General features: G+C 38.9%; 22 protein-coding genes and 1 pseudogene. 13 read left to right on the forward strand and 10 right to left on the reverse strand.

Annotation, left to right across the window (positions count from 1 at the left end; all coding sequences use genetic code 11):
* Nucleotides 1-351 precede the first annotated feature (351 nt).
* The 9 genes from DSM03_RS09570 (at nucleotide 352) to DSM03_RS09610 (ending at nucleotide 11,663) form a co-directional block, all read left to right on the forward strand.
* Nucleotides 352-1,992 (forward strand): TldD/PmbA family protein, encoded by a 1,641-nt coding sequence (locus DSM03_RS09570; protein WP_128760297.1) that lies wholly within the window; start codon nucleotides 352-354, stop codon nucleotides 1,990-1,992.
* Nucleotides 1,993-2,025: 33 nt separating this feature from the next.
* On the forward strand, nucleotides 2,026-3,342 hold the full coding sequence (locus DSM03_RS09575; protein ID WP_128760298.1) for a TldD/PmbA family protein: 1,317 nt from the start codon (nucleotides 2,026-2,028) through the stop codon (nucleotides 3,340-3,342).
* A 133-nt stretch (nucleotides 3,343-3,475) separates the two neighbouring features.
* A complete protein-coding gene (locus DSM03_RS09580) occupies nucleotides 3,476-4,096 on the forward strand; it encodes a DUF4159 domain-containing protein (RefSeq protein ID WP_128760712.1) in 621 nt (206 codons plus the stop codon).
* 9 nt (nucleotides 4,097-4,105) lie between these two features.
* Nucleotides 4,106-5,098, forward strand: a complete 993-nt coding sequence (locus DSM03_RS09585) for an AAA family ATPase (RefSeq protein WP_128760299.1) — start codon at nucleotides 4,106-4,108, stop codon at nucleotides 5,096-5,098.
* A gap of 3 nt (nucleotides 5,099-5,101) precedes the next feature.
* The gene (locus DSM03_RS09590; RefSeq protein WP_128760300.1) at nucleotides 5,102-5,998 is read left to right on the forward strand and encodes a DUF58 domain-containing protein; all 897 of its coding nucleotides are present in this window, start codon (nucleotides 5,102-5,104) and stop codon (nucleotides 5,996-5,998) included.
* Between the two features lies 1 nt (nucleotide 5,999).
* Complete coding sequence (locus DSM03_RS09595; protein ID WP_128760301.1) at nucleotides 6,000-7,238, forward strand: BatA domain-containing protein; 1,239 nt, start codon at nucleotides 6,000-6,002, stop codon at nucleotides 7,236-7,238.
* A 65-nt stretch (nucleotides 7,239-7,303) separates the two neighbouring features.
* The gene (locus DSM03_RS09600) at nucleotides 7,304-9,454 is read left to right on the forward strand and encodes a tryptophan-rich sensory protein (protein ID WP_236638776.1); all 2,151 of its coding nucleotides are present in this window, start codon (nucleotides 7,304-7,306) and stop codon (nucleotides 9,452-9,454) included.
* Nucleotides 9,447-11,192, forward strand: coding sequence for a hypothetical protein (locus DSM03_RS09605; RefSeq protein WP_128760303.1), 1,746 nt, complete (start codon nucleotides 9,447-9,449; stop codon nucleotides 11,190-11,192). The genes DSM03_RS09600 and DSM03_RS09605 overlap by 8 nt, the downstream gene beginning before the upstream one ends.
* Nucleotides 11,193-11,351: 159 nt before the next feature.
* A complete protein-coding gene (locus DSM03_RS09610; protein ID WP_128760304.1) occupies nucleotides 11,352-11,663 on the forward strand; it encodes a hypothetical protein in 312 nt (103 codons plus the stop codon).
* A 74-nt stretch (nucleotides 11,664-11,737) separates the two neighbouring features.
* Here DSM03_RS09610 and DSM03_RS09615 read toward each other — a convergent pair whose 3' ends face one another.
* Nucleotides 11,738-12,370 carry a nitroreductase family protein gene (locus DSM03_RS09615; RefSeq protein WP_128760305.1) on the reverse strand — a complete coding sequence of 211 codons (633 nt, stop codon included), beginning with the start codon at nucleotides 12,368-12,370 and terminating at the stop codon, nucleotides 11,738-11,740.
* Nucleotides 12,371-12,477: 107 nt separating this feature from the next.
* Here DSM03_RS09615 and DSM03_RS09620 point away from each other — a divergent pair, with 107 nt between their 5' ends.
* The 3 genes from DSM03_RS09620 to DSM03_RS09630 are packed head-to-tail and all read left to right on the forward strand — an operon-like array spanning nucleotide 12,478 to nucleotide 15,293.
* Nucleotides 12,478-12,819 (forward strand): winged helix-turn-helix transcriptional regulator, encoded by a 342-nt coding sequence (locus DSM03_RS09620; RefSeq protein ID WP_128760306.1) that lies wholly within the window; start codon nucleotides 12,478-12,480, stop codon nucleotides 12,817-12,819.
* A 42-nt stretch (nucleotides 12,820-12,861) separates the two neighbouring features.
* The gene (locus tag DSM03_RS09625; RefSeq protein ID WP_128760307.1) at nucleotides 12,862-13,278 is read left to right on the forward strand and encodes a Fur family transcriptional regulator; all 417 of its coding nucleotides are present in this window, start codon (nucleotides 12,862-12,864) and stop codon (nucleotides 13,276-13,278) included.
* A gap of 41 nt (nucleotides 13,279-13,319) precedes the next feature.
* Complete coding sequence (locus tag DSM03_RS09630; RefSeq protein ID WP_128760308.1) at nucleotides 13,320-15,293, forward strand: heavy metal translocating P-type ATPase; 1,974 nt, start codon at nucleotides 13,320-13,322, stop codon at nucleotides 15,291-15,293.
* Between the two features lie 21 nt (nucleotides 15,294-15,314).
* On the opposite strand, the gene DSM03_RS09635 is transcribed toward DSM03_RS09630, so the two are convergent.
* The 9 genes from DSM03_RS09635 to DSM03_RS09675 form a co-directional block, all read right to left on the reverse strand.
* Nucleotides 15,315-15,965 carry a hypothetical protein gene (locus DSM03_RS09635; RefSeq protein WP_128760309.1) on the reverse strand — a complete coding sequence of 217 codons (651 nt, stop codon included), beginning with the start codon at nucleotides 15,963-15,965 and terminating at the stop codon, nucleotides 15,315-15,317.
* Nucleotides 15,962-16,795 (reverse strand): ABC transporter permease, encoded by an 834-nt coding sequence (locus tag DSM03_RS09640; protein WP_128760310.1) that lies wholly within the window; start codon nucleotides 16,793-16,795, stop codon nucleotides 15,962-15,964. The genes DSM03_RS09635 and DSM03_RS09640 overlap by 4 nt, the downstream gene beginning before the upstream one ends.
* A complete protein-coding gene (locus DSM03_RS09645; RefSeq protein WP_128760311.1) occupies nucleotides 16,792-17,643 on the reverse strand; it encodes an ABC transporter ATP-binding protein in 852 nt (283 codons plus the stop codon). Before DSM03_RS09645 ends, DSM03_RS09640 begins: the two co-directional genes overlap by 4 nt.
* The gene (locus tag DSM03_RS09650; protein WP_236638750.1) at nucleotides 17,643-18,185 is read right to left on the reverse strand and encodes a hypothetical protein; all 543 of its coding nucleotides are present in this window, start codon (nucleotides 18,183-18,185) and stop codon (nucleotides 17,643-17,645) included. Before DSM03_RS09650 ends, DSM03_RS09645 begins: the two co-directional genes overlap by 1 nt.
* 148 nt (nucleotides 18,186-18,333) lie before the next feature.
* A complete protein-coding gene (locus DSM03_RS09655) occupies nucleotides 18,334-19,521 on the reverse strand; it encodes a DUF748 domain-containing protein (RefSeq protein WP_128760312.1) in 1,188 nt (395 codons plus the stop codon).
* Between the two features lie 113 nt (nucleotides 19,522-19,634).
* Nucleotides 19,635-20,060 (reverse strand): barstar family protein, encoded by a 426-nt coding sequence (locus DSM03_RS09660; RefSeq protein ID WP_128760313.1) that lies wholly within the window; start codon nucleotides 20,058-20,060, stop codon nucleotides 19,635-19,637.
* Between the two features lie 48 nt (nucleotides 20,061-20,108).
* Nucleotides 20,109-21,620, reverse strand: coding sequence for a helix-turn-helix domain-containing protein (locus DSM03_RS09665; RefSeq protein WP_161568056.1), 1,512 nt, complete (start codon nucleotides 21,618-21,620; stop codon nucleotides 20,109-20,111).
* Nucleotides 21,621-22,271: 651 nt separating this feature from the next.
* The gene (locus DSM03_RS09670) at nucleotides 22,272-22,610 is read right to left on the reverse strand and encodes a hypothetical protein (RefSeq protein WP_128760315.1); all 339 of its coding nucleotides are present in this window, start codon (nucleotides 22,608-22,610) and stop codon (nucleotides 22,272-22,274) included.
* A gap of 116 nt (nucleotides 22,611-22,726) precedes the next feature.
* Entirely contained in the window at nucleotides 22,727-23,329 is a 603-nt protein-coding gene (locus tag DSM03_RS09675) for a 3-keto-disaccharide hydrolase (RefSeq protein WP_128760316.1), read from the reverse strand.
* Between the two features lie 148 nt (nucleotides 23,330-23,477).
* Between DSM03_RS09675 and DSM03_RS19105 the strand changes: the two are divergent.
* Nucleotides 23,478-23,647 (forward strand): annotated as a pseudogene (locus tag DSM03_RS19105) (IS3-like element ISLbl1 family transposase); the annotation flags it as partial.
* Nucleotides 23,648-23,822: the final 175 nt, after the last annotated feature.

Here is a 23,822-nt window from a genome sequence, read left to right on the forward strand (position 1 = left end):
ATTTACGTAAGAAAAAAGAGAAGTTTGAAGTATGAGTTCTATCTCAGACTTCTCTTTTAATTATTCTTAAATTTAAAGGTTTGTTTTTAATATTTCTCAACGAAGATTCATTGATTTTATAGAATATACATTTTGGTTAAAATACCAATAATTTATTTTGATATTAATGTTAAAATTTTAAGTTTTTAAGATTGTTTTAAGATATTACTGCTGTTTAATCAATTAGTTTAGAGCCTATCCTTTCAGGTCTTATCTTAAATACCACTGCGGAAAACACTTTTCTGTTTAGAAAATATTAAGATTTTGATTTTTAAGGCTAAAGCATTCATTAATCAAAACTTATCTGTTTTTATGAAAAGAAGAAACTTTGTTCAACTTACTGGTCTTGGAGCAGGAGCATTAATGTTACCTGTCTCGATGATGGGTAATGACATTGCTGCTGAAGCATTATTAGAACCCGGTCTGGATCTGTTTACCAAAAAATCCTTAGCAGATGTAGCATTGAATACTGCACGTTCTCTAGGTGCTTCCTATGCAGATGCACGTATAGGCCGTTACCTCAATCAATATGTTTTTACCCGTGAAGATAAGGTACAAAACGTTGTGAATACCGAGTCTTTTGGGGTGGGTGTTCGTGTCATTGCAAACGGAACCTGGGGTTTTGCATCAACAAATGATGTGACCGATGCAGGTATTAAAAAAGCAACACAGCAAGCGGTTGCTATTGCAAAGGCAAATTCAAAAATACAAACAGACCCTGTGGTTTTGGCTCCGGTTGAAGCTCACGGTGAAGTAAGTTGGAAAACACCCTTAAAAAAGGATTTTAGAGAAGTACCGGTTTCTGAAAAAGTGGAACTGTTACTTGATGCAAACGCTGCCGCAATGAATGCTGGGGCCAATTTTGTGAATTCGGCTTTATTTATGGTAAACGAACAAAAATACTTTGCCTCAACAGATGGATCATACATCGACCAGGATATTCACCGCATCTGGCCAACTTTTGGGGTCACAGCCATAGATAGAGAAGCCGGTAAATTTAAATCCCGCCAGGCATTGAGTGCTCCTATGGGAATGGGATATGAATATATGGACGGTCTTGAAAGTGAAAAGCTAATGAGTCCGGCAGGATTCAATCTGTATCGTAACAGTTATGATATTATAGAAGATGCAACTACTGCTGCAAAGCAGGCCAAAGAAATGCTTACTGCAGAGTCTGTACAACCGGGTAAATACGATTTAGTCTTAGAGCCTAATCACCTTGGGTTGACTATTCATGAATCTGTAGGTCACCCTCTGGAACTTGATCGTGTTTTAGGATATGAAGCAAATTATGCCGGAACCAGTTTTGCCACTCTAGACAAATGGAAATCCGGAGACTTTAAATACGGTAGTGATATTGTAAACATCGTGGCAGATAAAACGCAACCGCACTCTCTTGGTGCTGTGGGGTATGATGATGAAGGGGTGAAGACTAAGAAATGGGATTTAATTCGTAACGGTATCCTCGTCAATTACGAAGCGATTCGGGATCAGGTAAGCATTTTAGATCAGAATGAATCTCACGGATGTTGTTATGCACAAAGCTGGAATGATGTGCAGTTTCAGCGTATGCCAAACATATCGCTTGAAGCAGGTAAAGAACCGTATTCTGTTGAAGAAATGATCAAAGATGTAGAAAAAGGAATTTATATCGCAGGTCGTGGTAGTTATTCCATAGATCAGCAACGCTATAATTTTCAGTTTGGCGGTACGGTATTTTATGAGATAAAAGAGGGTAAGATTGTAGGAATGCTTAATGATGTTGCCTACCAGTCTAATACCCAAGAGTTTTGGAATTCCTGTGCAAAGATTTGTGATGAAGGCGACTACAGGTTGTTTGGGTCTTTCTTTGACGGTAAGGGGCAGCCTTCTCAGGTAAGTGCTGTTTCTCACGGTAGTTCTACAACGCGTTTTGACGGTGTGAATGTGATTAATACAGGAAGATCTGTCTAAATTCTTTTATCTAACTAATTAATACAAAGTACAATGGCAATATATACAGAAGAAGAAGCACGTAAGATATTAGAGAAGGCAATGAGCTTTTCTAAAGCTGATGCGTGCGTGATTAACCTTGGCGGAAGTGAAAGCGGCAATATTCGTTATGCCCGAAACACCGTTTCTACGGCTGGGCACCAATCTAATCAAAGTCTAGCAGTTGAAGCTAGCTTTGGAAAGAAATCAGGCACAGCAACTATAGATGAATTTGACGATGCTTCCCTAGAGAAAGTAGTGCGTCGTGCAGAAGAACTGGCGCAACTTTCTCCTGAGAACCCAGAGTTTATGGAGCCTCTAGGACCCCAAACTTATGATGAGTCGGTGAGCTATTCAGAAGCTACAGCAAATACAACTCCGGAATTTAGGGCAGATGTTGCAGCAAAAAGTATCAAACCTGCAAGTGAAAAAGAGGTAACCGCAGCTGGGTTTTTGGATGACGGTGCCGGTTTTAGCGCTATGCTCAACTCAAACGGACTTTTCGCTTATAACAAGTCTACAAATGTTGATTTCACTGTGACTATGCGTACCGATGATGGTACAGGTTCTGGTTGGGTGACGCGTGATTATAATGATATTTCAAAATTTGATGCTGAAGAAGCTTCTGCAATAGCAATTGATAAAGCGGTAATGTCGCGCGAGGCAAGAGCTATTGAACCGGGGCGTTACACGGTGATACTGGAGCCTGCTGCTGCAGAAGAGTTACTGGGTAATATGGGACGTGCCTTTAATGCACGTACTGCAGATGAGGGGAGAAGCTTTATGTCTAAAGAAGGCGGCGGAACAAAGTTGGGTGACAAAATTGTAGATGAGCGTGTGACCATCTGGTCAGATCCTCTGCACCCAGATGTGCCCACTTCAACCTGGAGTGGTGAAGGTTTACCACGGAAAAAAACAATATGGGTAGAAAATGGAGTAGTAAAAAACCTGGCGTATGACCGGTATTGGGCATCGCAACAAGGGGTTGATCCGGTACCGTATCCCAGCAATATGATTATGCAAGGTGGTGATGCTTCGCTTGATGATATGATTAAAAGTACAAAACGCGGAATTTTAGTTACGCGTTTCTGGTATATTCGTTCAGTAGATCCACAAACCATGTTGTTTACAGGTCTAACTCGTGACGGAACGTTTTACATCGAAAACGGTCAGATCAAATACCCGGTGAAGAATTTCCGTTTTAATGAGAGTCCTGTCATTATGCTCAACAACCTGGAAGAGTTGGGTGAGCAGGTCCGCGTTAATGGTAACCTTATCCCGTATATGAAGATTCGAGACTTTACATTTACCAGCCTTTCAGATGCTGTGTAAGTATTTAATACAAACAAAAACTGGTTACTTTTTTAAGTAGCCAGTTTTATTTTTTTCAAACAAAATACTGGAGTTTGGCTTATGGTTAAAACCAAACGTCACAAGTAAATTTAAACCCTCATTGCTTCTTACATTGAACAACAATTTTTTCTTCACAAGACTGCAATACGAGTCGGGCGACTGGGATGTTGACCAGCGTATGCCGTCTAACCTCCTCAATTCGCTGGTGGAATATACAACGCTTAAAATCGATACTCGGGAAAACATCATTTCACTAAGTAACGATGCAATTTTTAAATGTCCGTTTTGCTACATTTCGGGGCATAAACTGGTACAGTTTACTCCAAAAGAGCGGGAAAATTTTGAGAAGTACGTAAACAACGGCGGTTTTGTGTTTGCAGATGATTGTAACCACGACATAGACGGACTTTTTGCTAAATCTTTTGAACGGCAGATGGAAGAGATTTTTGGTCCAGATGAACTCCAGAAAATTCCCAATGACCACGAAATTTATTCCTCTTTTTTTGAATTTGATGACGGTCCGCCTACAACTTCTCAGGAGCTTAATGGCTGGGGTGATGATCTCGTTCATGAATACCTTAAAGCTATAGTTGTCAATGGCAGAATAGGAGTTTTGTATAGTAATAAAGATTATGGTTGCGAGTGGGATTACGATTTTAGAAATAAACGATTTTATAGAATAGACAATACACGATTTGGGGTGAATATTGTGATGTATGCCCTTACCTCTTAACTTAAAAATATGGATAACGAATTGGTAAAAATAGAGCAGGAAGTTAATAGCCTTATAGCAAAGATCACACAGCTCAAACAAGAAATCGGTAAGATAATTATAGGGCAAGAAGAAACGGTAGAGCAGTTGTTGATTACCTTTTTGGCGGGTGGTCATGCATTGCTTGAAGGTGTTCCCGGACTTGCCAAAACCTTGATGATCCGCACGTTGGCGCAAGCTATAGATTTAAAATTTAAGCGTATTCAATTTACGCCAGATTTGATGCCATCAGACATTATAGGAACCGAAATCCTTGAAGAAGATCAGACCACCGGGAAGAAATTCTTTGAATTCAATAAAGGACCTATTTTCTCAAACATCATACTGGCTGATGAGATTAACCGTACTCCACCAAAAACTCAGGCTGCTTTGCTTGAGGCTATGCAGGAATTTGAAGTGACCTACTCAGGAAAAACCTATTCTCTGGATAAGCCATTCTTTATTTTGGCAACACAAAACCCTATTGAACAATCAGGAACTTTCCCGTTGCCAGAAGCACAACAAGATCGATTTTTACTGTACATCCGTATCGGGTATCCAACAGAAACCGATGAAACTGCGATTTTAAAAGCGACAACGAGTTCTAAGAAAGCTAAAGTCAATTCGGTGATTTCTGGAGAGGAGATTATTCGTTTACAAGAGTTGGTTCGTGAAGTTCCTATAAGTGATGATTTAATCGCTAAGGTGAGTAAACTAATACGTGCTACACGCCCCGAAACAACAACAGATGATTACGTCAAACAATGGGTGAGCTGGGGAGCCGGTCCACGTGCGGGGCAGGCGATGATTTTAACAGCAAAAGCAAGAGCTTTAGCACAAGGTCGACTCTCAGTAACCCCGGCCGATTTAAAGTTTGTAGCGTTCCCTGTTTTGCGCCACCGCGTAATTGTGAATTTTAAAGCCGAAGCAGCACACATCAATACCGATAGGGTTACTCAGAAACTAGTAGACACAATTTTATAACCGATGCAAACCAACTATCAAGAACTCCTAAAACCCGAAATCCTGCATGAGGTGTCAGGCCTAAGCCTGCTGGCTCGGGTGGTTGTTGATGGATATTTGCAAGGTTTGAACCACAGTAAGAGTCTGGGTAGTGGTATGGAATTCAGTCAGTACCGTGGGTATGAACCGGGCGATGACTTGCGTTTGCTAGACTGGAAAATGTTAGCGCGTTCGGGACGCTATTATATCAAACAATCTGAGATAGAATCTCAAGTTTCAGTGAAGTTTATTCTTGATGCGAGTAACTCCATGTTGCATCAAGAAGGGGATCTGACAAAAATGGATTATGCCCGGGTTCTTGTGGCAAGTCTGTCTTATCTCGCACACAAACAGGGAGATGAAGTCGGTCTTTTTGCGTTAAGCGAAAACAACTTAACCACGATCTACCCTAAAGCCAGTGTGCAGCATTTTAACCGGTTGTTACAGGAATTGATCCGTATTGAAACTATCGGGAAATGGCCGCCTCATGCTATTACAAACGAGCGTCTGCATGAGCGCGGCCGCAAGGAATTGATTTTTTTTATTACGGATATGTATGAGTACGGGGATGAACTGTCAGCCTTTACAAAAGCTTTGAAAACGTCTCGAAATGAGGTCGCAGTACTGCAGATTTTAGGTAAAGGTGAACTGAATTTTGAATATAGCGGGACGGTAACTTTTGAGGATTTAGAAACCGGTACAAAATTAAAGGTTGCAGCAAAAGAAGCCCGAACACATTATTTGGAAAATCTAACTAACAAACTGAAAAAGACCGAAGAAGTGTTACTGAACCAAGGCATAAGCCATCAGGTATTTACAATGGGCGAACCGCTTGGAGCAACTCTCAATTTGTTTTTAAAAAAACGCATAAACTTAGTATAATATGTTTTTTGCTAATCCACTGTATTTATGGGCTTTGTTGGGACTCGCTGTTCCCGTGGCGATACATTTGTGGAGCAAAAGTGAGGGCAAAACAATCCAAGTGGGTAGTATCTCCATCTTTCAGGAGTCTGAAACTACACAAAGTAACAGCCTGCATCTTAACGAGTGGATTTTGTTGCTTTTGCGCATGCTTGCCGTTGCGTTGCTGGTGTTTATTTTGGCAGAGCCTTTTGCTAAAGCACAAACAAAAAAACAAGATTTAGTCTATCTCGTAGAACCTGGTTTACTAGAATTACAATCTTTTAAACTCGTGCTTGACAGTCTGGCAGAAAAGGAGGAGGTGAAGCTCTTACAAAAGGGTTTTTCGGCGTATAACCCTGAAGATACATTAATAGATACTAACACAATAAATTACTGGCAATTAGTTCAAGATCTTCAAGAGTTACAGGCTGATCATATTGTGGTGTATTCGCAATCTTTAGCAAAAAGTTTAAAAGGAAAGCGTCCCGAAATTCCTGAAAACATAAACTGGATAACGATTGATTCTACTGCTGTTGTTGATGAGGTTCTGCAGTTGCGTCAATTTCAGGATTCGGTTGAGGTCTTAAGCGTGCATAGCACTAGTGATAAATTGTATTTTACTAAGGAATTTGTAGCATCAAAGAATGCTCAGGATTTGAATAAAGGTATTGGCCTAATCGCAACCGACACCCTTTCTATTTCTTTTTCAGCAACAGATTCGCTGACCTCGCAGATCCCATTTTTAAAAGCTGGTTTTGAAGCCTTAAACAGTTATCTGAATCAACCTATAGTTTTCAAGCAGATTGAGAACCCTTCTGAAATAGAAGCAGATGTTCTAATTTGGCTGCAGCCTAATAATCCCCCTGAAGTTGACGGTATCACCTTACTGTTTAATCCTGATGCATTTGCAACTCATTTGATTGAGCCGGTTGATGCTAAAAACTATGTGTTGACTCAACTCATTACGCGTAAGCATGCAGTTACAAACCATCTCCCTGAACAGTTGTTGCCTTTACTCAACCTGCATCCGAAACTAGCGATCGAAATTTATAAATACGATAACAGAGTAGCTTCTTCCGAAGGGATACAACCTTTAAAAATTGATGAGGATAATCAGCTCGATAAAGCATCGATGATCCCATTTGCGCCCTGGTTTTGGTTGGCTCTTGTACTTGTTTTGATCGTTGAACGCATGGTATCCCGAATACGAAAGCAATGAGGAGTACCGGGCAACATAACGTTTTAAAATTTAAGCAACGGTGGCAAACCCATTTGTGGTTGCAAGTGGTATTGTTTGCTTTAATCCCTGCTGCTACGCTCTATATATTGTCGTTTCAAATAGCGCTAAGTCTCCTTGTTTTTATACTAATGGGCTTAATCGGACTGGTGATTTTTAAGCCTTTTTCAATACCTATTTCACGTGTTATTCAATTTGTTGATGGCAATTTGCAAAATTCAGAATATAGCGCAGCACTGGTTTTTCAACCTAAAGAAGAGTTGACGCGTTTAGCGCAAATTCAACGTTACAGAACCGAAGAAAAAATAGCTGCAGAACTTAAAAGTTTACAACCACCGGTACATTATAAGCGTTTTGGTATCTGCCTTTTGGGAGCTCTTGCAACCCTACTAATTGTGTTTACCGTTTTTAAAGCAACAGGTACACGGTCACCAAATCACTCTGTAAAACCTGAAAATGAAATGATCGTTCGGGCGGTTGATTCTTCTGAAGCGCAACAAATCCCTCCTAAAATCATCAAGCAATCGGTAAAGCTGCGTTATCCTGCATACACTTCCTTAGGTTCAAGAAGTACTGAAAGTATGGATATCAAAGCACTTGAAGGTTCACAGATCACGTGGAGTTTGCAGTTTGATCAGAAAGTAGATTCTGTTTTTATGGAAAGTCAATCAACACAGTATTTGATGCAACCCAACGGAGATACGTATCAAAGAAGTCAACACGTCTCAGCTTCCGGTTTTTACAATTTTAAGTTTGTAGATACGCTGGGCAACGTCTATATATCGGATTTGCATAGCATAGAAACCATGTACGACGAAGCACCACAAGTAGATATATTCAATTTAGACCCATTTACTTCTTTTGAACCCCAGGATGAAAAAACAATCCGTTTTGAAATTCAAATCACTGATGATTATGGTATTGCCGATGCGTTTATTGTTGCAACGGTGAGTCGGGGCTCGGGAGAATCGGTGAAGTTTAGGGAGGAGAAAATTGCATTTAATACTGCCATAGCAACAGGAACTAAACAGCAATCGCTTTTACAAAAAATCAATTTGGATGCTCTTAACATGGAACCGGGAGATGAACTCTATTTTTATATTCAGGCGCAAGATTTAAAAACGCCTAAACCTAATATCGCCCGAAGTGAAACCTATTTTGCCGTGATTAAAGACACGACCCAGTATGAGTTTGTGGAGGCCGGCGGGATGGGAGTAGACCTGATTCCTGATTATTTTAGAAGTCAGCGTCAACTCATCATTGACACCGAAAAACTGATCAAAAACAAGTCTAAACTTAGTACTAAAGCGTTTAATACTACCAGTAATGAACTGGCATTTGACCAGAAAAGTTTGCGGTTAAAATACGGGGAATTTATGGGGGATGAAGCAGAAGGTGGTCTGGCTGCACAGCAAGGAGACCCCGGAGCGATTGAAGCTGAAACCGATGATCTGCTTGCAGAATACTCACACAAGCATGACGGTGCTAACGAGCATAATCTTGTGGAAGATGAGCATGAGCACGAAGAGAAAGAAGGTGAAGAGGAAAATCCACTGGAAAAGTATGTGCACAACCACGATGATCCTGAGGAATCGACGCTTTTTGCGAAGTCGCTTAAGCGTAAGCTGCGAGCGGCATTAAACATTATGTGGGATGCTGAGTTGCATTTGCGTATGTATGACCCAAAACAATCGTTGCCGTATCAATATGAAGCCTTAGAACTGATTCAGGAACTAAAAAATAGTTCCCGTATTTACGTGCATCGCATCGGGTTTGACCCGCCACCTATAAAAGAAGATAAGCGCTTGAGTGGTGAACTCAAAGATGTGGATAGTTTTACAAAGCAAGAAGATTTTAAAGAATCTGAAAACTTTAAAGCTTTGCGGAAAGCGATTAGCAGATTAGAACAATTGATTGCACATCAAAGGGAAATAACTTCTGTAGATCAAGAAACTTTTGAAGCGGCAGGTAATGAATTGGCAGCTTTGGCGATAGAGCATCCGGGAAATTACTTAGAGACTTTGCAACAACTGCGGTGGATTTCTAAAAACCTGAATACCCAAGTTGAAGACTTAAAACGTTTACAAAACGGACTCCTAAAAGCATTACCCGAGCAGGAAGCAAATCCTTCAAAAATAAAGTCACATTATAGCAAATTAGACGCGTTGCTGGTTAAAAAGTTAGACGCTGATGAGTGATTTTACTTTTATAAATATCGATTATTGGATTCCTGTGCTGTTCAGTACAGTTGTTCTTTTTGTGGTTTTTTTAATCAAAGAATGGTCTCGAAAAAGCAGCAGTACTTTTGTGATACGCATCGGGGTTGCTTTGGTAGCAATTTTAGCTTTAGCGGTTTTAGCATTGAAGCCGGCAAGTAGGTTTGAAATCGAAGGCAAACAAGGTGTATTGTTGACCCAAGGTTATCAAGAAAGTCAGTTGGATAGTCTTAAAAAAACGAATCCAAAGCTCGAGGAAGTGATTTATAACGATCATATACTACAATCTCAATTGGATTCTTTGCGTAAGGTATTCATTTTGGGAACCGGGGTTCAACCCTACGATTTCTGGCAGTTAGCAGACAAAAATGTAGCATTTTTATCAGGAGCATTTCCTGCCGGTATCAACAACGTGAATTATAAAACGAGTGCGGTTGAAGGTGATGCATGGAATGTAAAAGCACAGTATGCTAAACCTAAAATAGGAAATCAAATCGTATTAGAAGCTCCGGGAAATCTAGCGATCGATTCTGTGAGATTCAACAGAAGTCAGGATACGGTTTTTTCGCTTCAAGCGAGATTAAAAGCACCGGGCAATTTTGTATATGAGTTGGTAGAAAAAGATTCCACCGGGATTGAAATTCAACGCGAACCACTTCCATTACATGTGCTTCCCAAACAGCAGTTGAATATTTTAATGCTTAATGCCTTTCCTACTTTTGAGATCAAGTATCTGAAGAACTTCTTAGCAGCATTGAATCATAAAGTTTTAGTTCGCAACCGCTTGACGCAAGGTAAGTTTAAGTATGAGTATTTTAACCGGGAACGGGAAACGCTTCAAAGTTTAAATACTACAGTTTTAGAAACTATAGATCTGGTGATTCTGGATGGAGGAGCCTGGAATTCGCTTTCGAGAAAAGAACAGTATGCGGTTCGTACAGCAGTAGCGCAGCAGGGAATGGGTGTTTTTCTAATGCCAGACGAAAATTTGTTTTACGGGAATCAACCGCTGTTGAATTTTAAGTTTACGCGTACGTCACTAAGCGAAATTAACTTAGAAAACGGAGTGCGTGTCTCAATATTTGGATATTTATTTAATCCCAGCTCAGATATAAATGCGACTTTAAAAAGTGGAAATTCTTTACTGGCAGCTCAGCGATTTTTGGGTTTTGGTAGCGTGAGTACTACAGTATTGACAAATACCTATGCCTTACAGCTTAAAGGAAATAAAGCTGCTTATAAAGCGGTGTGGAGTGAACTTTTAAAACCAGTTTTAAGAGCTGAAGATGAAGTGGTGTATTGGGAGGATTCTCACCAGTCGGTTTATAAAAATGAACCCTATGACATACAATTCAGGACCACGTTAAACGATTTTAAAGTACAAGATGCGAGCGGAGCTTCACTTCCTGTTTCGGGAGATCCTGATATTGAAGATCTGTGGAGTGTTACTTTTTACCCAGAACAATCCGGCTGGCATCAATTGCAACTAAAAACAGATTCTATTGTTTCAACCCATTCTTATTATGTTTTGGATTCTTTAGACTGGCAGGCAAAATCATCCAGAGCGCGAATACTGGCAAACGAAAATTATTTCAAAAGCAGCGCTTCTGAAGAAACTCCCCTTTATTTAAAACAAGCTATTAACCCGTTGTATTTCCTTATGATTTTCCTTCTGGCAATGGGATATTTATGGCTGGAACCCAAACAGGCAAAGGATTAAAAAGATTATTGTTAAGACGCTAAATCTTAAGGTTTTTCTTAAAAAATGATGTATTGGGTTGTTTATTAGGAAAGCTTTAGTATTTGATGCTAAAGTATGATTAAGACATCTTGTTTAGGGGTTTATGCTTTGTAAATTAGAGGTATAAATAAGAGAATAATGAAAACTTTAATCACCATATTTAGTATCGTAGTAATCAGTTTAAGCGGCTTTAATAGCCCAGAATCAACAGCGTCAGTGCATGAGGATGTTGTTCAAAATCAACTTACATTTGACGGGTATGAAGGTGGTTACTACTTTTTTACTAACACCAATCAACAAGCTGTTGTTTTAGAGGCTTATGAAGAGACTAAAAGTCCTGATTTAATAAACGGTAATTTAGAAGGTAAGACTTTTAAAGTTGTGTATACTCCTGTAGAAAGAACTCCAACTTCATCAACGCAAGGTATAATAGAAACTGTAAGAAAATAATTAATAAATCCCCTGATTCATTAATAAAAAAAAAGCCCGGAACTCCGGGCTTTTTTGTGCTTGTATTTGACGTGTTATTTTATTTCTGTAATAAAATCCTCTTTTGGGGTACGCACTTTCTTCATATTCACAAGCCAGTCGTTATCCGCATCGCGATACCCTAAAGTCAGAAGCAAGGTACTTTTATACCCGCTTCCTTCAAGTTCTAAAAGTTTATCGACTTCAGGAGGTAAAAAGCCTTCAATAGGGGTCGCATCCACTTTTTGCTCCGCTGCTGCAGCTATAGCCATCGCAAATGAAATATAACTTTGTTTAGCGGCGTGGTCAGCTTGCCACTCTTTTCCTAAAGGTTCGTATAAACTCATGATGTTTTGTTTATAATCATCCATAGTCTCATGAGGCAATCCACGTTGATCCATAGTATAATTAAAAACCGCACTTACCCGCGCATCAGTATAACCATCCCAAGCAGCAAAAACAAGCAGATGAGAACAGTCTACAACCTGACTTTGATTCCAAGCTACATCTTTAATTTTATTCAGCAATTCTTTATTAGAAATCACAAATATCTTATAAGGCTGTAAACCTGATGAAGAAGGAGCCAGGCGGGCAGCTTCTAAAATATAATTTAATTTGTCTTCTGGTATCTGCTCGCCATTCATTTTTTTAGCTGCATAGCGCCATTTAAGATCTTCTATTAAACTCATAGTACTATTTATTTATAAGAAGCAAAATTAGTTAAGCTTAGTGACATAAAGTAACTTTGTGACGTAAAGTGTCAGTGACATTTGAGTAACCACTTAAAGCAATTGAAATGGAAGATGTGAAGCTGTTAACCTGCAATGAAAAAATACGGGCAATTCACGATACGATGGATGTATTAAGCGGCAAATGGAAGGTTTCAATCATAGCTTGTTTGTGTTATAAAGGAATGCGCTATTCAGAATTGATGCGTCAAGTGCCCGGCATTAGCGGTAAAATGCTGAGTAGGGAATTGAAAGATTTAGAAATGAATAAACTCATTGAGCGTACCGTAGCACATACAAAGCCGGTTTGTGTTCATTATAAAATAACACCTTATGGCGCTTCGTTAAAAGAGTTAACCGAAGTAATAGCAACCTGGGGGCTGAAGCATCGGGAGCTGATAACGCACTAATTATAAAGTTTCATTTTCTGAACCCATTTAAAATACGTTGTAATGACCGAAATAGAACGCAAATTAGACAGTAACGGCATACGGCCTACGGCGATGCGTATTTTAATATACAAATATATGGCTGAGAAAAACAATGCGCTGGCCTTAACCGATGTTGAACAGGCATTTCAAAAAGCCGAACGTACGACCTTATACCGAACGATAAAAACCTTTGAAGAAAAAGGGATTGTACATCAAATAGATGATGGTACCGGCGTGTTGAAATACGCCTTGTGTGAACCGGGCTGTAATTGTGAAATCGATAGGGATTTGCATTTACATTTTCATTGTAATTCCTGCGATAAGACCATTTGTCTTACTCAACATAAAATACCACACATCAACCTTCCCGAAGGTTTTATGGCTGAGGATGCCAATCTGGTCGTGAAAGGCATCTGCGATAGTTGTAGTGCCTATTAATTGCACTTCTGTTGCATTGCTTATTTATAGACCTTGCACCTATGAATACAGAAGCTCAAAATACCACACCTACCTACGAGAACGACAGCTGTTGTTCTACGAATACAAAAAGGCCTAATCACGCAGATGACAATCACGATCACGGAGACCAAGGAGCTGGCTTTAAGACCTATATTCCGGGTATATTTAGTTTTGTGATACTGGTTACCGGCATTGCTTTAGATTACTTTGAAGTTACTTTCTTTAAAGAATACATGCGTTTGGCGTGGTATATAGTAGCTTATATCCCGGTGGGATTCCCGGTGATGAAAGAAGGCTGGGAGCATATTCGTAACGGGGATTTTTTCACTGAATTTCTTTTAATGACCCTAGCGACTATCGGTGCATTTGCATTGGGAGAATACCCTGAGGGGGTTGCCGTGATGTTGTTTTATGCGGTGGGTGAGTTGTTTCAGCATGCTGCGGTAGACAAGGCTAAAGGCAATATCAAAGCCCTACTGGATGTAAGACCCTATGAAGCATTGGTTTTTCGTCAGAATGCGTTTACCGCTGTTGAACCAGATGAAGTTGCTGTAGGCGAAAAGGTTCAGGTACGAGTAGGAGAGAAGATTCCTTTAGATGGAAGGTTACTGAGTGATCAAGCAGTTCTAAACACGGCTGCATTAACGGGAGAAAGTAAACCCGATACGGTAAAAAAAGGAGCGCCGGTTTATGCCGGAAGCATCAATCTGGAAAGCGTTATCGAACTGGAAACCACAGCTGCATTCAAAGACAGTTCGATTGCCCGTATTTTAGATTTGGTTCAAAATGCAACCTCCAGAAAGTCTAAAACCGAGTTATTCATCCGGAAGTTTGCACGGGTTTATACACCTATCGTGGTTGTTCTTGCAATTGCAGTTACGCTGTTACCCTACTTTTTTGTGGAAGATTATGTTTTTAGAGCCTGGTTATATCGAGCGTTGATCTTTCTGGTAATCTCATGTCCGTGTGCTTTAGTGATTTCGATTCCGTTAGGGTATTTTGGGGGACTGGGGGCTGCATCGCGCAACGGGATTTTATTTAAAGGAGCTTCTTTTTTAGATGCGATAACTAAGATAAATACCGTGGTGATGGATAAAACCGGAACCGTAACTCAAGGTGTTTTTAAGATCAAACAGATTGAAAACAAATCGGGTTTTTCTGAAGACGAATTGATGAATTACCTTACCGCTATAGAAGCTCAATCTACACATCCTATTGCAACCGCTGTGGGTGAATACCATGTGCAAGGCGTTGCTTTTTCTGCAAGCGAAGTTTCAGAAATCGCCGGTAAAGGTTTAAAAGGAAACGTGAATGGAAAAACCGTTCTGGCAGGAAATAAAGCGTTGCTGACTGCTCATAATATTCCTGTGCCTGCTGAGGTGGATGAGATCGTAGAATCTGTTGTTATGGTTGCTGTTGACACTGCATTTTCGGGCTATGTGGTGCTTGCAGATGAATTGAAAGTCGATGCGAAAGAAGCCGTAATCCAGCTTAGAAAAGCCGGAATCAAGCAGATCATCATGCTTTCAGGGGATAAAGATGCCATTACGCAACAAACCGCAAACGAACTCGGTCTGGATTATGCAAAAGGAGGTTTACTTCCGGAAGATAAATTGAACGAAGTGGAGCGACTACAACAAGATAAAACGACTCAAGTTGCGTTTATAGGTGATGGTATTAATGATGCACCAGTATTAGCCACCAGTGACGTGGGGATAGCTATGGGAGGTTTAGGGAGTGATGTAGCAATAGAAACAGCAGCTATCATCATACAGACTGATCAACCTTCAAAAGTGGCACAGGCGATTAAAATAGGGAAATCTACCCGCAAGATCGTTTGGCAGAATATCGCGTTGGCTTTTGGAGTAAAAGCCATTGTACTTATTCTGGGAGCAGGTGGTTTGGCCACTATGTGGGAAGCAGTATTTGCTGATGTAGGTGTTGCTTTTCTGGCAATTTTAAATGCCGTGCGTTTGCAGAATATGAAGTGGTAACCCGGTTAGGATAACCCGTGATTAATCGATTTTATAATTGGTGATCTTCAGTTTGATCTTTCCGGTTTTGGTATCCATATTACGCATGGTTTTTCGATCTATCTTGGTATCACTACCCATAAAATTCAAGGGTATTTTGAGCTTTTCGATAGCAAAAGAAACTTCGACGTAATCGGGTAAAATATCCTGAGCTGCGGTGTATTTCATATCCAGCTTGTAAGTGCCTTGTTTTTTGGTAGTAATTTCAGAAGCGGCGATACGTTGATTTTGAGTATCAAGATACAGCGTTGCTAAAGCCATATCAGACTCATCCCCGGTAGGGATCACATGGAGTACTTTTACAGAGATTCCGTGAAGTGTTTCTTCACCGCGGTTTACAGTAATAAAGGGATGCTCAAATAATTCAGACAAAGCAAAATCGAGTCCGCGTTTGGGTAAGACCACAAAATCATCACTAGAAAACCTGATGTCTTTTCCCTTTTGATATTCCATAGACGCGTGCTTGGTGGGCATATTGATGAAAGGAGCTTCTAAGTCGAGTTCGAGATCTGCAGTAAACCCATTCACTGCATCCATACGTTCTTTAATCGCAATTAAATCAGTATCAATCTCTTGAGCCGAAGTGTATAAAACACAACATAGTGCAGCAATTAGGCATAAGTATTTTATCATCCTATATCTCTTTTAGTAAACAGATAAATCCCTACTACAGCAAAAAACACGGTATATCCTGCAAGTAACAGGTTGTCTATCAAAATAGAATTTATATCCAATTCATAATCAAAAAAATGCTGCCACGCATTGGTAAGCTTCGGAAAAAAGAAACGTTCTACAGTGGGTAAACCAAAATCAGCTTTAAGCAATAACGAGCATAAAATCAGAAAAAAAGCTGAAGCAATCCAGGTTTTAGCCGGTTCCTTAAGCAAAATCCCCAGCGTAAGACTAACCGTGGTAAAAAACAGCATACTCAACAAACCGGAAGCAAAAGCGAAGCAAATGCGTTTAAAAGCCTCGTCTGCCGGGAAAAAATTAAGCGTTCCTAAATACACGACCAGATCTCCGCTGCCAAAAATACTGTAAGCTAGAATAAAAGTGGTGAGCATCAGCAAGGCCAGAATAAGTGCTGTAAAAATAAAGGAAGTGATGTATTTTGCTGTGATGAGTTGCCCTTTGCTCACAGCTTGTAACATCAAGGTTTTTAAGGTTCCGTTTTTGTATTCTTCAGTGATGAGGGCAGAGCTTACGATCATCAAAATGAGCGGTAAATTAAACCACAGCGAATTCAGGATAATGTACAACAGCAAGTTGCCATTGAGCAGATTTCCTTCAAAATAAAAAGATTGTCTGAGGTTGTCTAAGAGCAATTCTAAGATGGTGGCACCTTGATAATATGCAGCGGTTAGGATAATGCCTTCAATCAATAGAACTGCTCCTATCGCATACCAGGTTTTACTTTCGCGAAAAAGTTTGAACAATTCGGCTTTTAATAATGGGATCATCATGGTGCTAACGGAATTACCAATTGTTCTAAGGTGATATCAGGCAGGCATGAAGTTACCGCAAAACCTTCTTCCAATACATTTTGTAAGATTCCCGGTATGTGTTCACTGCTGCATTTGATAGAGGCCGTATTTTTTTCAGCAGCTACTAAGTAGGGTTGGAGTGTTCTGCTCGTTTCAATATTAGTAGCAGTGATCGTATACCTCGAAATTAATCCGTCAAGTAGCATCCTGGTTTCCCCTTTATTTACCAAAGTCCCGTTGTCTATGACATAGAGATAGTCACAACACTTTTGCAATTCGGTCATCAAGTGCGAAGAAAGCAAAATAGCGATATTTTGAGTAGCCAGTTTTTTAATCAGTTTGATAAGCGAAGCAACACCGGTTGGGTCAAGACCCGAAAAGGGTTCGTCAAGAATCAGAATATCCGGATCGTTGAGTAGCGCAATCGCAATGCCCAGACGTTGTTTCATGCCCATAGAAAAGTTGCGTACAGGATCTTTACGGTCTACGGGTAGTCCCACGCTTTCCAGATAGTTTTTGACGCTATTTACATCGGCAGGAGCTTTCTGAATTTGCGCGAACAGTCTAAGGTTTTCATAGGCGTTTAGGTAGCCGTATAAGCCGGGTTGTTCAATAACTGCACCTATTGGTTTTGCTCGTTTGGATGCTACAGCCACCGTGCCGTAATCTGGAGTAATCAAACCGCACAGAATCTTAAATAAAGTGGTTTTGCCTGCTCCATTTCTGCCTAATAAGCCAGAGATGACACCCGGTTTTAATTCAATAGAAAAGTTGTGAAGCGCGTTACCCGATTTGTAAGACTTGCTTAATTCTGTTGCGTGTAGCATTAAGCCGTTAATTTTTTAGCGTTTCTAAAATCAAATTTAGGCTCATAATATTTCTCTAAAAAGGTTCTGGACCAAAAGTATTTTTTAAAGGGAAACCAGGGGTCCTGAACCATGAACTGAGGTATAAAATGATACCATTTTACACCTAGTTCGTAATAGTATTGTTTGATTTCGGTTTCCATACCCAGTTCTTTAGCTGCAGCTATCAACGCCATACGCTGGCATTTACTTCCCCGGTAATGCTCTGCGATTTTAGGCGTAAAGCCGTGCTGAAATAAATGATCTTTTACCCGTTTGTAATTCTGAAAACGCGACCAGACATCCATTGTAACTAAAAATATATGAATAAATGAAAACATCAGGGACCAAAGCCAGAATGCGATAATAAGGATGGTTTCTTCTGTATAGGCTTCCAGAAATTTAGTGTAGTAAAAAACCGTTTCCAAAATAAATAAAAACAGCGCGCCATAGAGTAATTTACCTACATTCCAGTAAGACATAAAAACCGTAGGCTGCTTCGGCAAATCGCTGTAATGCATCATAAAGTGGAGACCTATTAGTTGCAATAATAAACAAATAGCAGATTTAAATATTGTTTAGCATATAGATTAACTTAATTTTTCAGGAATAACTAAAAAATGCCATTCCTTTTAATAGGAGTTCACGGTTTTGAAGCGAAACGTTACGATACTATACCGAATCTTTCGCTTTAGCTGCTTTGCGTTCTTCCCGTTCTTGTTTTCTAGTTGCTCTTCTGGCTTCTCTTTTTTCTTTTCCGGTTAAAGTAGCCTCTTCCTTAAACGCATCCTTAAACTCTATAGAATCGTCAGTTTCTCCCTTAAATGCTTTAATCCAGGCATTCTTTAAAATCCCTCCGATCGTTGGCCATACACCGGCCTTAATATTATTTAAATCCCCGGAAAGTGGTATTTCGGTAGCCAGGGTATCAGTACGTTGATTTTTCAAAGCAAATTTAAAAAAGCCGATAAAGCCTTCCCACAAAGTTTCCAGGAAACCATCTTCTTGACCAAGGAGTTTAGTATCTATTAGAAGCGGTTTCATATAGCCTTTCAGGTAACCGTCTGCAATGGCAAGCTCGCTGTATAATTCTACTGTACCGCTGTCGAAATCTATCCCTGCATAATAGTTTGTAAAATCATTAAGTGCGGTGGCATTGGCTTGTTGTAGCGAAAGCTCCATATCCATATCCGGAATTTCTTTGAGGATGTTGAGTGCACCGTCTAGCTGTATTTTTCCGCCACCAAAAGAAATTCCGGTTGCTTTTATAGGCGAGGGGAGTACCCGATTTTGTGCTACCACGTTACGCAAATTGTCTGCGGTGAGTTCGAGTTTTTCTATTGAAAGGTCAACATTAGGATCTGCAGCAAGTTGCACAAAAGCCAGTTTTCCATCGTGTACTTCAAAATGGTTTATTTCTAATGGAACCAGTTCTGTTATGGCTTTGGTCCAGTCATCAACATCTGCATCCCCTTCCGAATTGTTGGTTTGTTGATCTTCAAAAACATAAATAATTTCCGGACTAAGCATTTCAATTTCGGAAACAATTTTACCTTTAAAAATTGATTTCCATTCCACTGAAATATCGGTTTTAGGGAAGTTTAAGAAAGGGACCTGCGTATCTGCGTTTACTTTATTAAGGTATAGACCATCAATGGCATACGCCCCACGGTACAAAGAAATATCTATATCTGCTACCTGACCGTAATAGCCCGGGATATCGGCCAGTACTTTATTTACGTAGTTTTTAACCAGAGTGGGAAGATAAATTCTGAATGCAATTAAAAGTGCGATCAGAACTATGGGAATCACATATCTTTTTTTCTTGTAGCGCGATCTTTTCGTCTCTGAATCTGCCATGATATAGCGTTTGAAGCAGCCAATTTATTAAGCTTCTTGGAAAAACGCGCGCTGCTTAACGGAATATTAAGCTTTAAGCGCGCTTTTAAATCGTACAGATATACAAAATAGTTCTAATTGAGGATGAGTCGAAAGGTTTTGTGCGCTGCAAATAGCTCCAGTAGAATCTCAAAAAGTGTTTCTCCCTGATCATTTTCTAATGCGGTTATCTTGTTATGTACCCATTGGATGTTATAAGGATTACCGCTATTAGTTTTATTGGTACCGCCACAGGGTTTAATACCCTGAGGTAGTTTACTCTGATAGAAATCCCGAGTGGCTTCGAAGCCCAAGTCTTGTTTGCTTTTATGTGCATGTTTCCAAATCAAAATAACCGGAAGCTTACCAAAACCGGAATAAAGCACATCATGAAGCGCATCGAGATTGTGGGCCGGTTTATACTCTGGTAAAAAGGGAATCACGCGATACAGTGTGGTATAAAAACCAGCAAGTGTATCAAAGCGAGCAGCGTTTAATGTATAGACCTTGGGCTTTTGCATGGCGTTTAGAGTTTAAGATTGCTTTGTATTTGTGATCGATCAGTAACACTAAGCATCCGCTTTATTTAGCTGTTTAATAAAATAAGAAGGATAGATACCGGTTTTGGAGAAGAAAGCTTTTGAAAACGATTCAGAGCTTTTAAAACCTACTTCGTGAGCAATCGCTGTAATCGTATAACTTCTTAATTTACGATTTGATTTTAAGAGTTTAACAGCGTATTCTATGCGTAAATCCTTGAGATACGTTGAAAAGTTCTTTCCCTTTTTGGCATTGATCGTTTTCGATAAATAAGTAGAATTTGTTTCTAACTGATTTGCTAAAGTGGACAACTTTAAATCCTTATTTAAAAAGCCTTTGCTTTTTTCAAATACCTCTAATTTAGTCAGAATCTCAGCCACCAGTTCATTTGAAATATCTAGTGCCTGGGATGCTGATTCAACGGCGCTGTTTTTTTTATCTTCGGAATCACCAGCCCTAGTCTCCATCAGATGTTGAAACCTCTTTTTGTAGGTATATCTCTTAAAAAACTGATAAGCCAATAGTAGTGTAAGAACAACAGAGATGCTAATAGCACTATAGTTTTCTAATGTACGGGAACTTTTTGAGTCATTAAGTTGTTTAATCAACTGGTCTCTTTCTGATTTTAATTTAGGAATGTCATATTTTTTAACAATAGCTGTACTGATGTAATTTTCATTAGCAGTCAATACGCTATCAATAGCTATTTGTTTATTAATGTATTTGAGCTCAAGAACTACATCTCCTTTAGACTTGTAGATATCAGCAAGTTCACTATAAATGTTCCTTAAATCAGGAGAAGGGTCTTTTCCTACTTCGTATAAAGAGTCTGTGATTTTCAGATGTGTTTCGTATTTTTCTAAATCGCCCAGTCCTTTATAAACTCTGGCTAAATTAGAATGGTAAATTTGTAATCTATAGTTGTCTATATACGGTTTCGATTTTTCTAAACTGTCTTTAGCTTTCAGAAAATCCTTTTGTTTCAACAAATTTATTCCTGAGGTAAAAACAAAATCATAATAGCTCAACGAATCTTGTAATGCCAGACTCTCCTGTATTCCTTTATTTATAAAGATAGAAGCAGAATCATACTGCTTATTTCTCTGGTAGGATAATGTAGTGTTATAAAGGTTGTATAAATAATCTTCTTTAAAATCAGTTCGATAATTGGTTTGATTCTTGATTAGTTTGAGCTGCTGTTTAAGTAAAATCAAAGATTCTTTAGAATCTCCCCATCTGTCTTTTAGCGCCACAATAGCGTTAACACTTTCTATTTGCCTTGGTATGTTGTTTTTTTCAATAGCTGAATTGTAGGCTAATAAATAGGCATCTATGGCTTCTTGATAGTTTCCCATTTGATAAAGCCAATACCCTTTTACTTGGTAGCCAACTGTGGGAAAATTTTTATGCTTTGAATTTAAGGAGTATAAAATAACACTATCAGCATATTTTATATTTATGAGAGGATCGTATAAGCGCGCAAGATAATCGTAACCGGTAGCTATTTCTAGGGAATCATTTTTGAGTTTGGCTTTATCCAAATACATCTGTGCGTAAGGACGCGCCAATTCTAAATCTGGATATTTAGACGCTATACTGTCTTTGATTTGCTTAAAAGTGAGGCTTTTTTGTTTCCATTCAATTTGTAATTCCTGACCTATACAAATTGTAGTATTTAAAAAAAGAATCAAGACAAGATTTACTAAAACAGTATTGGGGAGATTTTTTTTTGCGAAGAACTGTTTAATCATACTGAATGCAATTGGTCAACCTTGAACCCTACAAATTAAAGGTTTTCATAACTATTCTTGCTGCTTTTTGGTTGAGTTTATGAGTTTAGTATTTAACTGCATTTATATGTGAAATAGCTTTTTAAGTACTTGTAATTGAGTTTTTTATTTTTTTTCCTTATATCTGGATTTATAAAATACAGGTCGTTATTTATAAATCAAGGGTAACAGTAATTTGCTGTTCTAGGTATTAGGGATATGTTTGAACCCTAGTATTCTAAAAATAAAAACAACTAATTTAATCTTAATCATCGTCCTTTAAAACCTCTTAGGGGGCTGTTAATTTAAAATAGAATTATGGCATCATTAATCATCTTATTACTAGAATTTGTTTGCTCTTTATTTAGCTAATGATGAGTCAGGTTTTATAGATTTAGGTTTCTAAATAAGTCTATCGCTTATTTAAAGACCAACCTCCGTTTGTTCATTAGTATCGCTTTTTTCAATACTGATCTTTGGGGCCTGCTTTTCCCAGGATCTTTTGAAATAATAGTAGAGTAAATAGGTACAGGCAATACCAAAAGGAAGGAGCATCAGACTCAGCAGAAAATCATTGATCGTATCAAAATAACCCGGAGCAATAAGCTCTATAACAATACCTAATACGATACCTGAAACAACAGCACCCACATAATAGGCAACAATGCCCAGCATGGCAAAACCCCATTTGCTTTTACCGTGAGCTTCTGCTAATTGATAATAGTATTTTCCGATCCAGTACAGTAAAATTAATCCGATCATAGAGGGTATCTAATATTTTTCAATTGCTTGAGAAATGGAATTCTTCGTTGCACACCCTTGTATTCTTTTGCTGTTAACAATTGGCTCATGCAGCTTATTCTGCTTCATTAATCAAACTAGTTTAGTTCTTCAATCATAATATCCTTCCATTTCACTTTTATTCCGCCTCCAGAATGAATTTGTAAAGCAATAGAACCCACTCCCTTTCCAATTTTTTCATCAGCAATCGAGACCATTTCTTCGCCGTTTAACCAGGAAGTTAATTCATCACCGACCACTCTAATTTTCATTGCATTCCATTCTCCTTCTTTTAATACCGCTTCTTTTTCAGGAGTTGGTTTAATCAGCCATCCTCTGCCATAAGACTCATAAACACCCCCTGTGTGCATTCCTTTTGGAGCTACTTCTACCTGCCAACCTGAAATTTTAGTCCCTTCAATTGTAGAACGAATAAAAACTCCGCTATTACCATCTGCTTCTTGCTTAAATTTTAAGGTTAGAACATAATCTTTGTACTGTTTATCTGTTGCCAAATAACCGTATTCCTGATCCGGGCCACTTTCACAAACCAATAATCCATCTTCAACATACCATTTTTCAGTACCATAGTTTGTCCAACCCTCTAGATTCGTTCCATTGAACAGCGATTTTTTCTGAGCATGCAATTGAAATCCGAAACAGAAAATCAGTACTAAACCAGCTAAAACTACTTTTCTCATATTACTTTACTTTTCACTAGTTGGTAAATTACGATTATTTTTTATGTTAATCTTTCACGCTACTATTTCTAAATTCCATTGACTGGAAATACTACATTAAACTGGACCTATAGCTGAATGCTGCTGATTACAGGTCCTTAACTTAGCAATTACAAGACGTTAAGCCAAATAGTATTACAGCGCTTAAGCAAAAAGCATTAGAATTGAGTTGTAGCAAAGGCCGTGTGGCACAAGATTGTGAGGACTTGGATGTATTACCTGCTGTTCTTTACCGGTGGCGTAAAGTGCACAAGAATTGTGGCAAAAATACTTTTACCGCGCAAGGTACATGACCGATTAATAAAAAGAGATAGCTCGTTTAATGAAATAGTTCAAAGAAGCTGAATGAAACAGGGTATTTTTAAAAAGGGGGATTGGCATCTTTTAGTTCATTTTAATTTATTTAAGATTAAAATATTCAAGAACAACAGCTCGTGATATGGTTTTAATTCGC

The sequence above is a fragment of the Leeuwenhoekiella aestuarii genome (assembly GCF_004104055.1).
Classification (GTDB): Bacteria; Bacteroidota; Bacteroidia; order Flavobacteriales; family Flavobacteriaceae; genus Leeuwenhoekiella; species Leeuwenhoekiella aestuarii.

Excerpts from the sequence above, each read along its gene's own strand:
- DSM03_RS09575 (WP_128760298.1), top strand. The coding sequence starts at position 2,026 with ATGGCAATATATACAGAAGAAGAAGCACGTAAGATATTAGAGAAGGCA.
- DSM03_RS09675 (WP_128760316.1), bottom strand. The coding sequence starts at position 23,329 with ATGAGAAAAGTAGTTTTAGCTGGTTTAGTACTGATTTTCTGTTTCGGA.
- DSM03_RS09640 (WP_128760310.1), bottom strand. The coding sequence starts at position 16,795 with ATGATGATCCCATTATTAAAAGCCGAATTGTTCAAACTTTTTCGCGAA.
- DSM03_RS09570 (WP_128760297.1), top strand. The coding sequence starts at position 352 with ATGAAAAGAAGAAACTTTGTTCAACTTACTGGTCTTGGAGCAGGAGCA.
- DSM03_RS09610 (WP_128760304.1), top strand. The coding sequence starts at position 11,352 with ATGAAAACTTTAATCACCATATTTAGTATCGTAGTAATCAGTTTAAGC.
- DSM03_RS09615 (WP_128760305.1), bottom strand. The coding sequence starts at position 12,370 with ATGAGTTTAATAGAAGATCTTAAATGGCGCTATGCAGCTAAAAAAATG.
- DSM03_RS09595 (WP_128760301.1), top strand. The coding sequence starts at position 6,000 with ATGTTTTTTGCTAATCCACTGTATTTATGGGCTTTGTTGGGACTCGCT.
- DSM03_RS09605 (WP_128760303.1), top strand. The coding sequence starts at position 9,447 with ATGAGTGATTTTACTTTTATAAATATCGATTATTGGATTCCTGTGCTG.
- DSM03_RS09660 (WP_128760313.1), bottom strand. The coding sequence starts at position 20,060 with ATGCAAAAGCCCAAGGTCTATACATTAAACGCTGCTCGCTTTGATACA.
- DSM03_RS09655 (WP_128760312.1), bottom strand. The coding sequence starts at position 19,521 with ATGGCAGATTCAGAGACGAAAAGATCGCGCTACAAGAAAAAAAGATAT.
- DSM03_RS09670 (WP_128760315.1), bottom strand. The coding sequence starts at position 22,610 with ATGATCGGATTAATTTTACTGTACTGGATCGGAAAATACTATTATCAA.
- DSM03_RS09585 (WP_128760299.1), top strand. The coding sequence starts at position 4,106 with ATGGATAACGAATTGGTAAAAATAGAGCAGGAAGTTAATAGCCTTATA.
- DSM03_RS09645 (WP_128760311.1), bottom strand. The coding sequence starts at position 17,643 with ATGCTACACGCAACAGAATTAAGCAAGTCTTACAAATCGGGTAACGCG.
- DSM03_RS09630 (WP_128760308.1), top strand. The coding sequence starts at position 13,320 with ATGAATACAGAAGCTCAAAATACCACACCTACCTACGAGAACGACAGC.
- DSM03_RS09590 (WP_128760300.1), top strand. The coding sequence starts at position 5,102 with ATGCAAACCAACTATCAAGAACTCCTAAAACCCGAAATCCTGCATGAG.
- DSM03_RS09635 (WP_128760309.1), bottom strand. The coding sequence starts at position 15,965 with ATGATAAAATACTTATGCCTAATTGCTGCACTATGTTGTGTTTTATAC.
- DSM03_RS09625 (WP_128760307.1), top strand. The coding sequence starts at position 12,862 with ATGACCGAAATAGAACGCAAATTAGACAGTAACGGCATACGGCCTACG.
- DSM03_RS09620 (WP_128760306.1), top strand. The coding sequence starts at position 12,478 with ATGGAAGATGTGAAGCTGTTAACCTGCAATGAAAAAATACGGGCAATT.
- DSM03_RS09650 (WP_236638750.1), bottom strand. The coding sequence starts at position 18,185 with ATGATGCATTACAGCGATTTGCCGAAGCAGCCTACGGTTTTTATGTCT.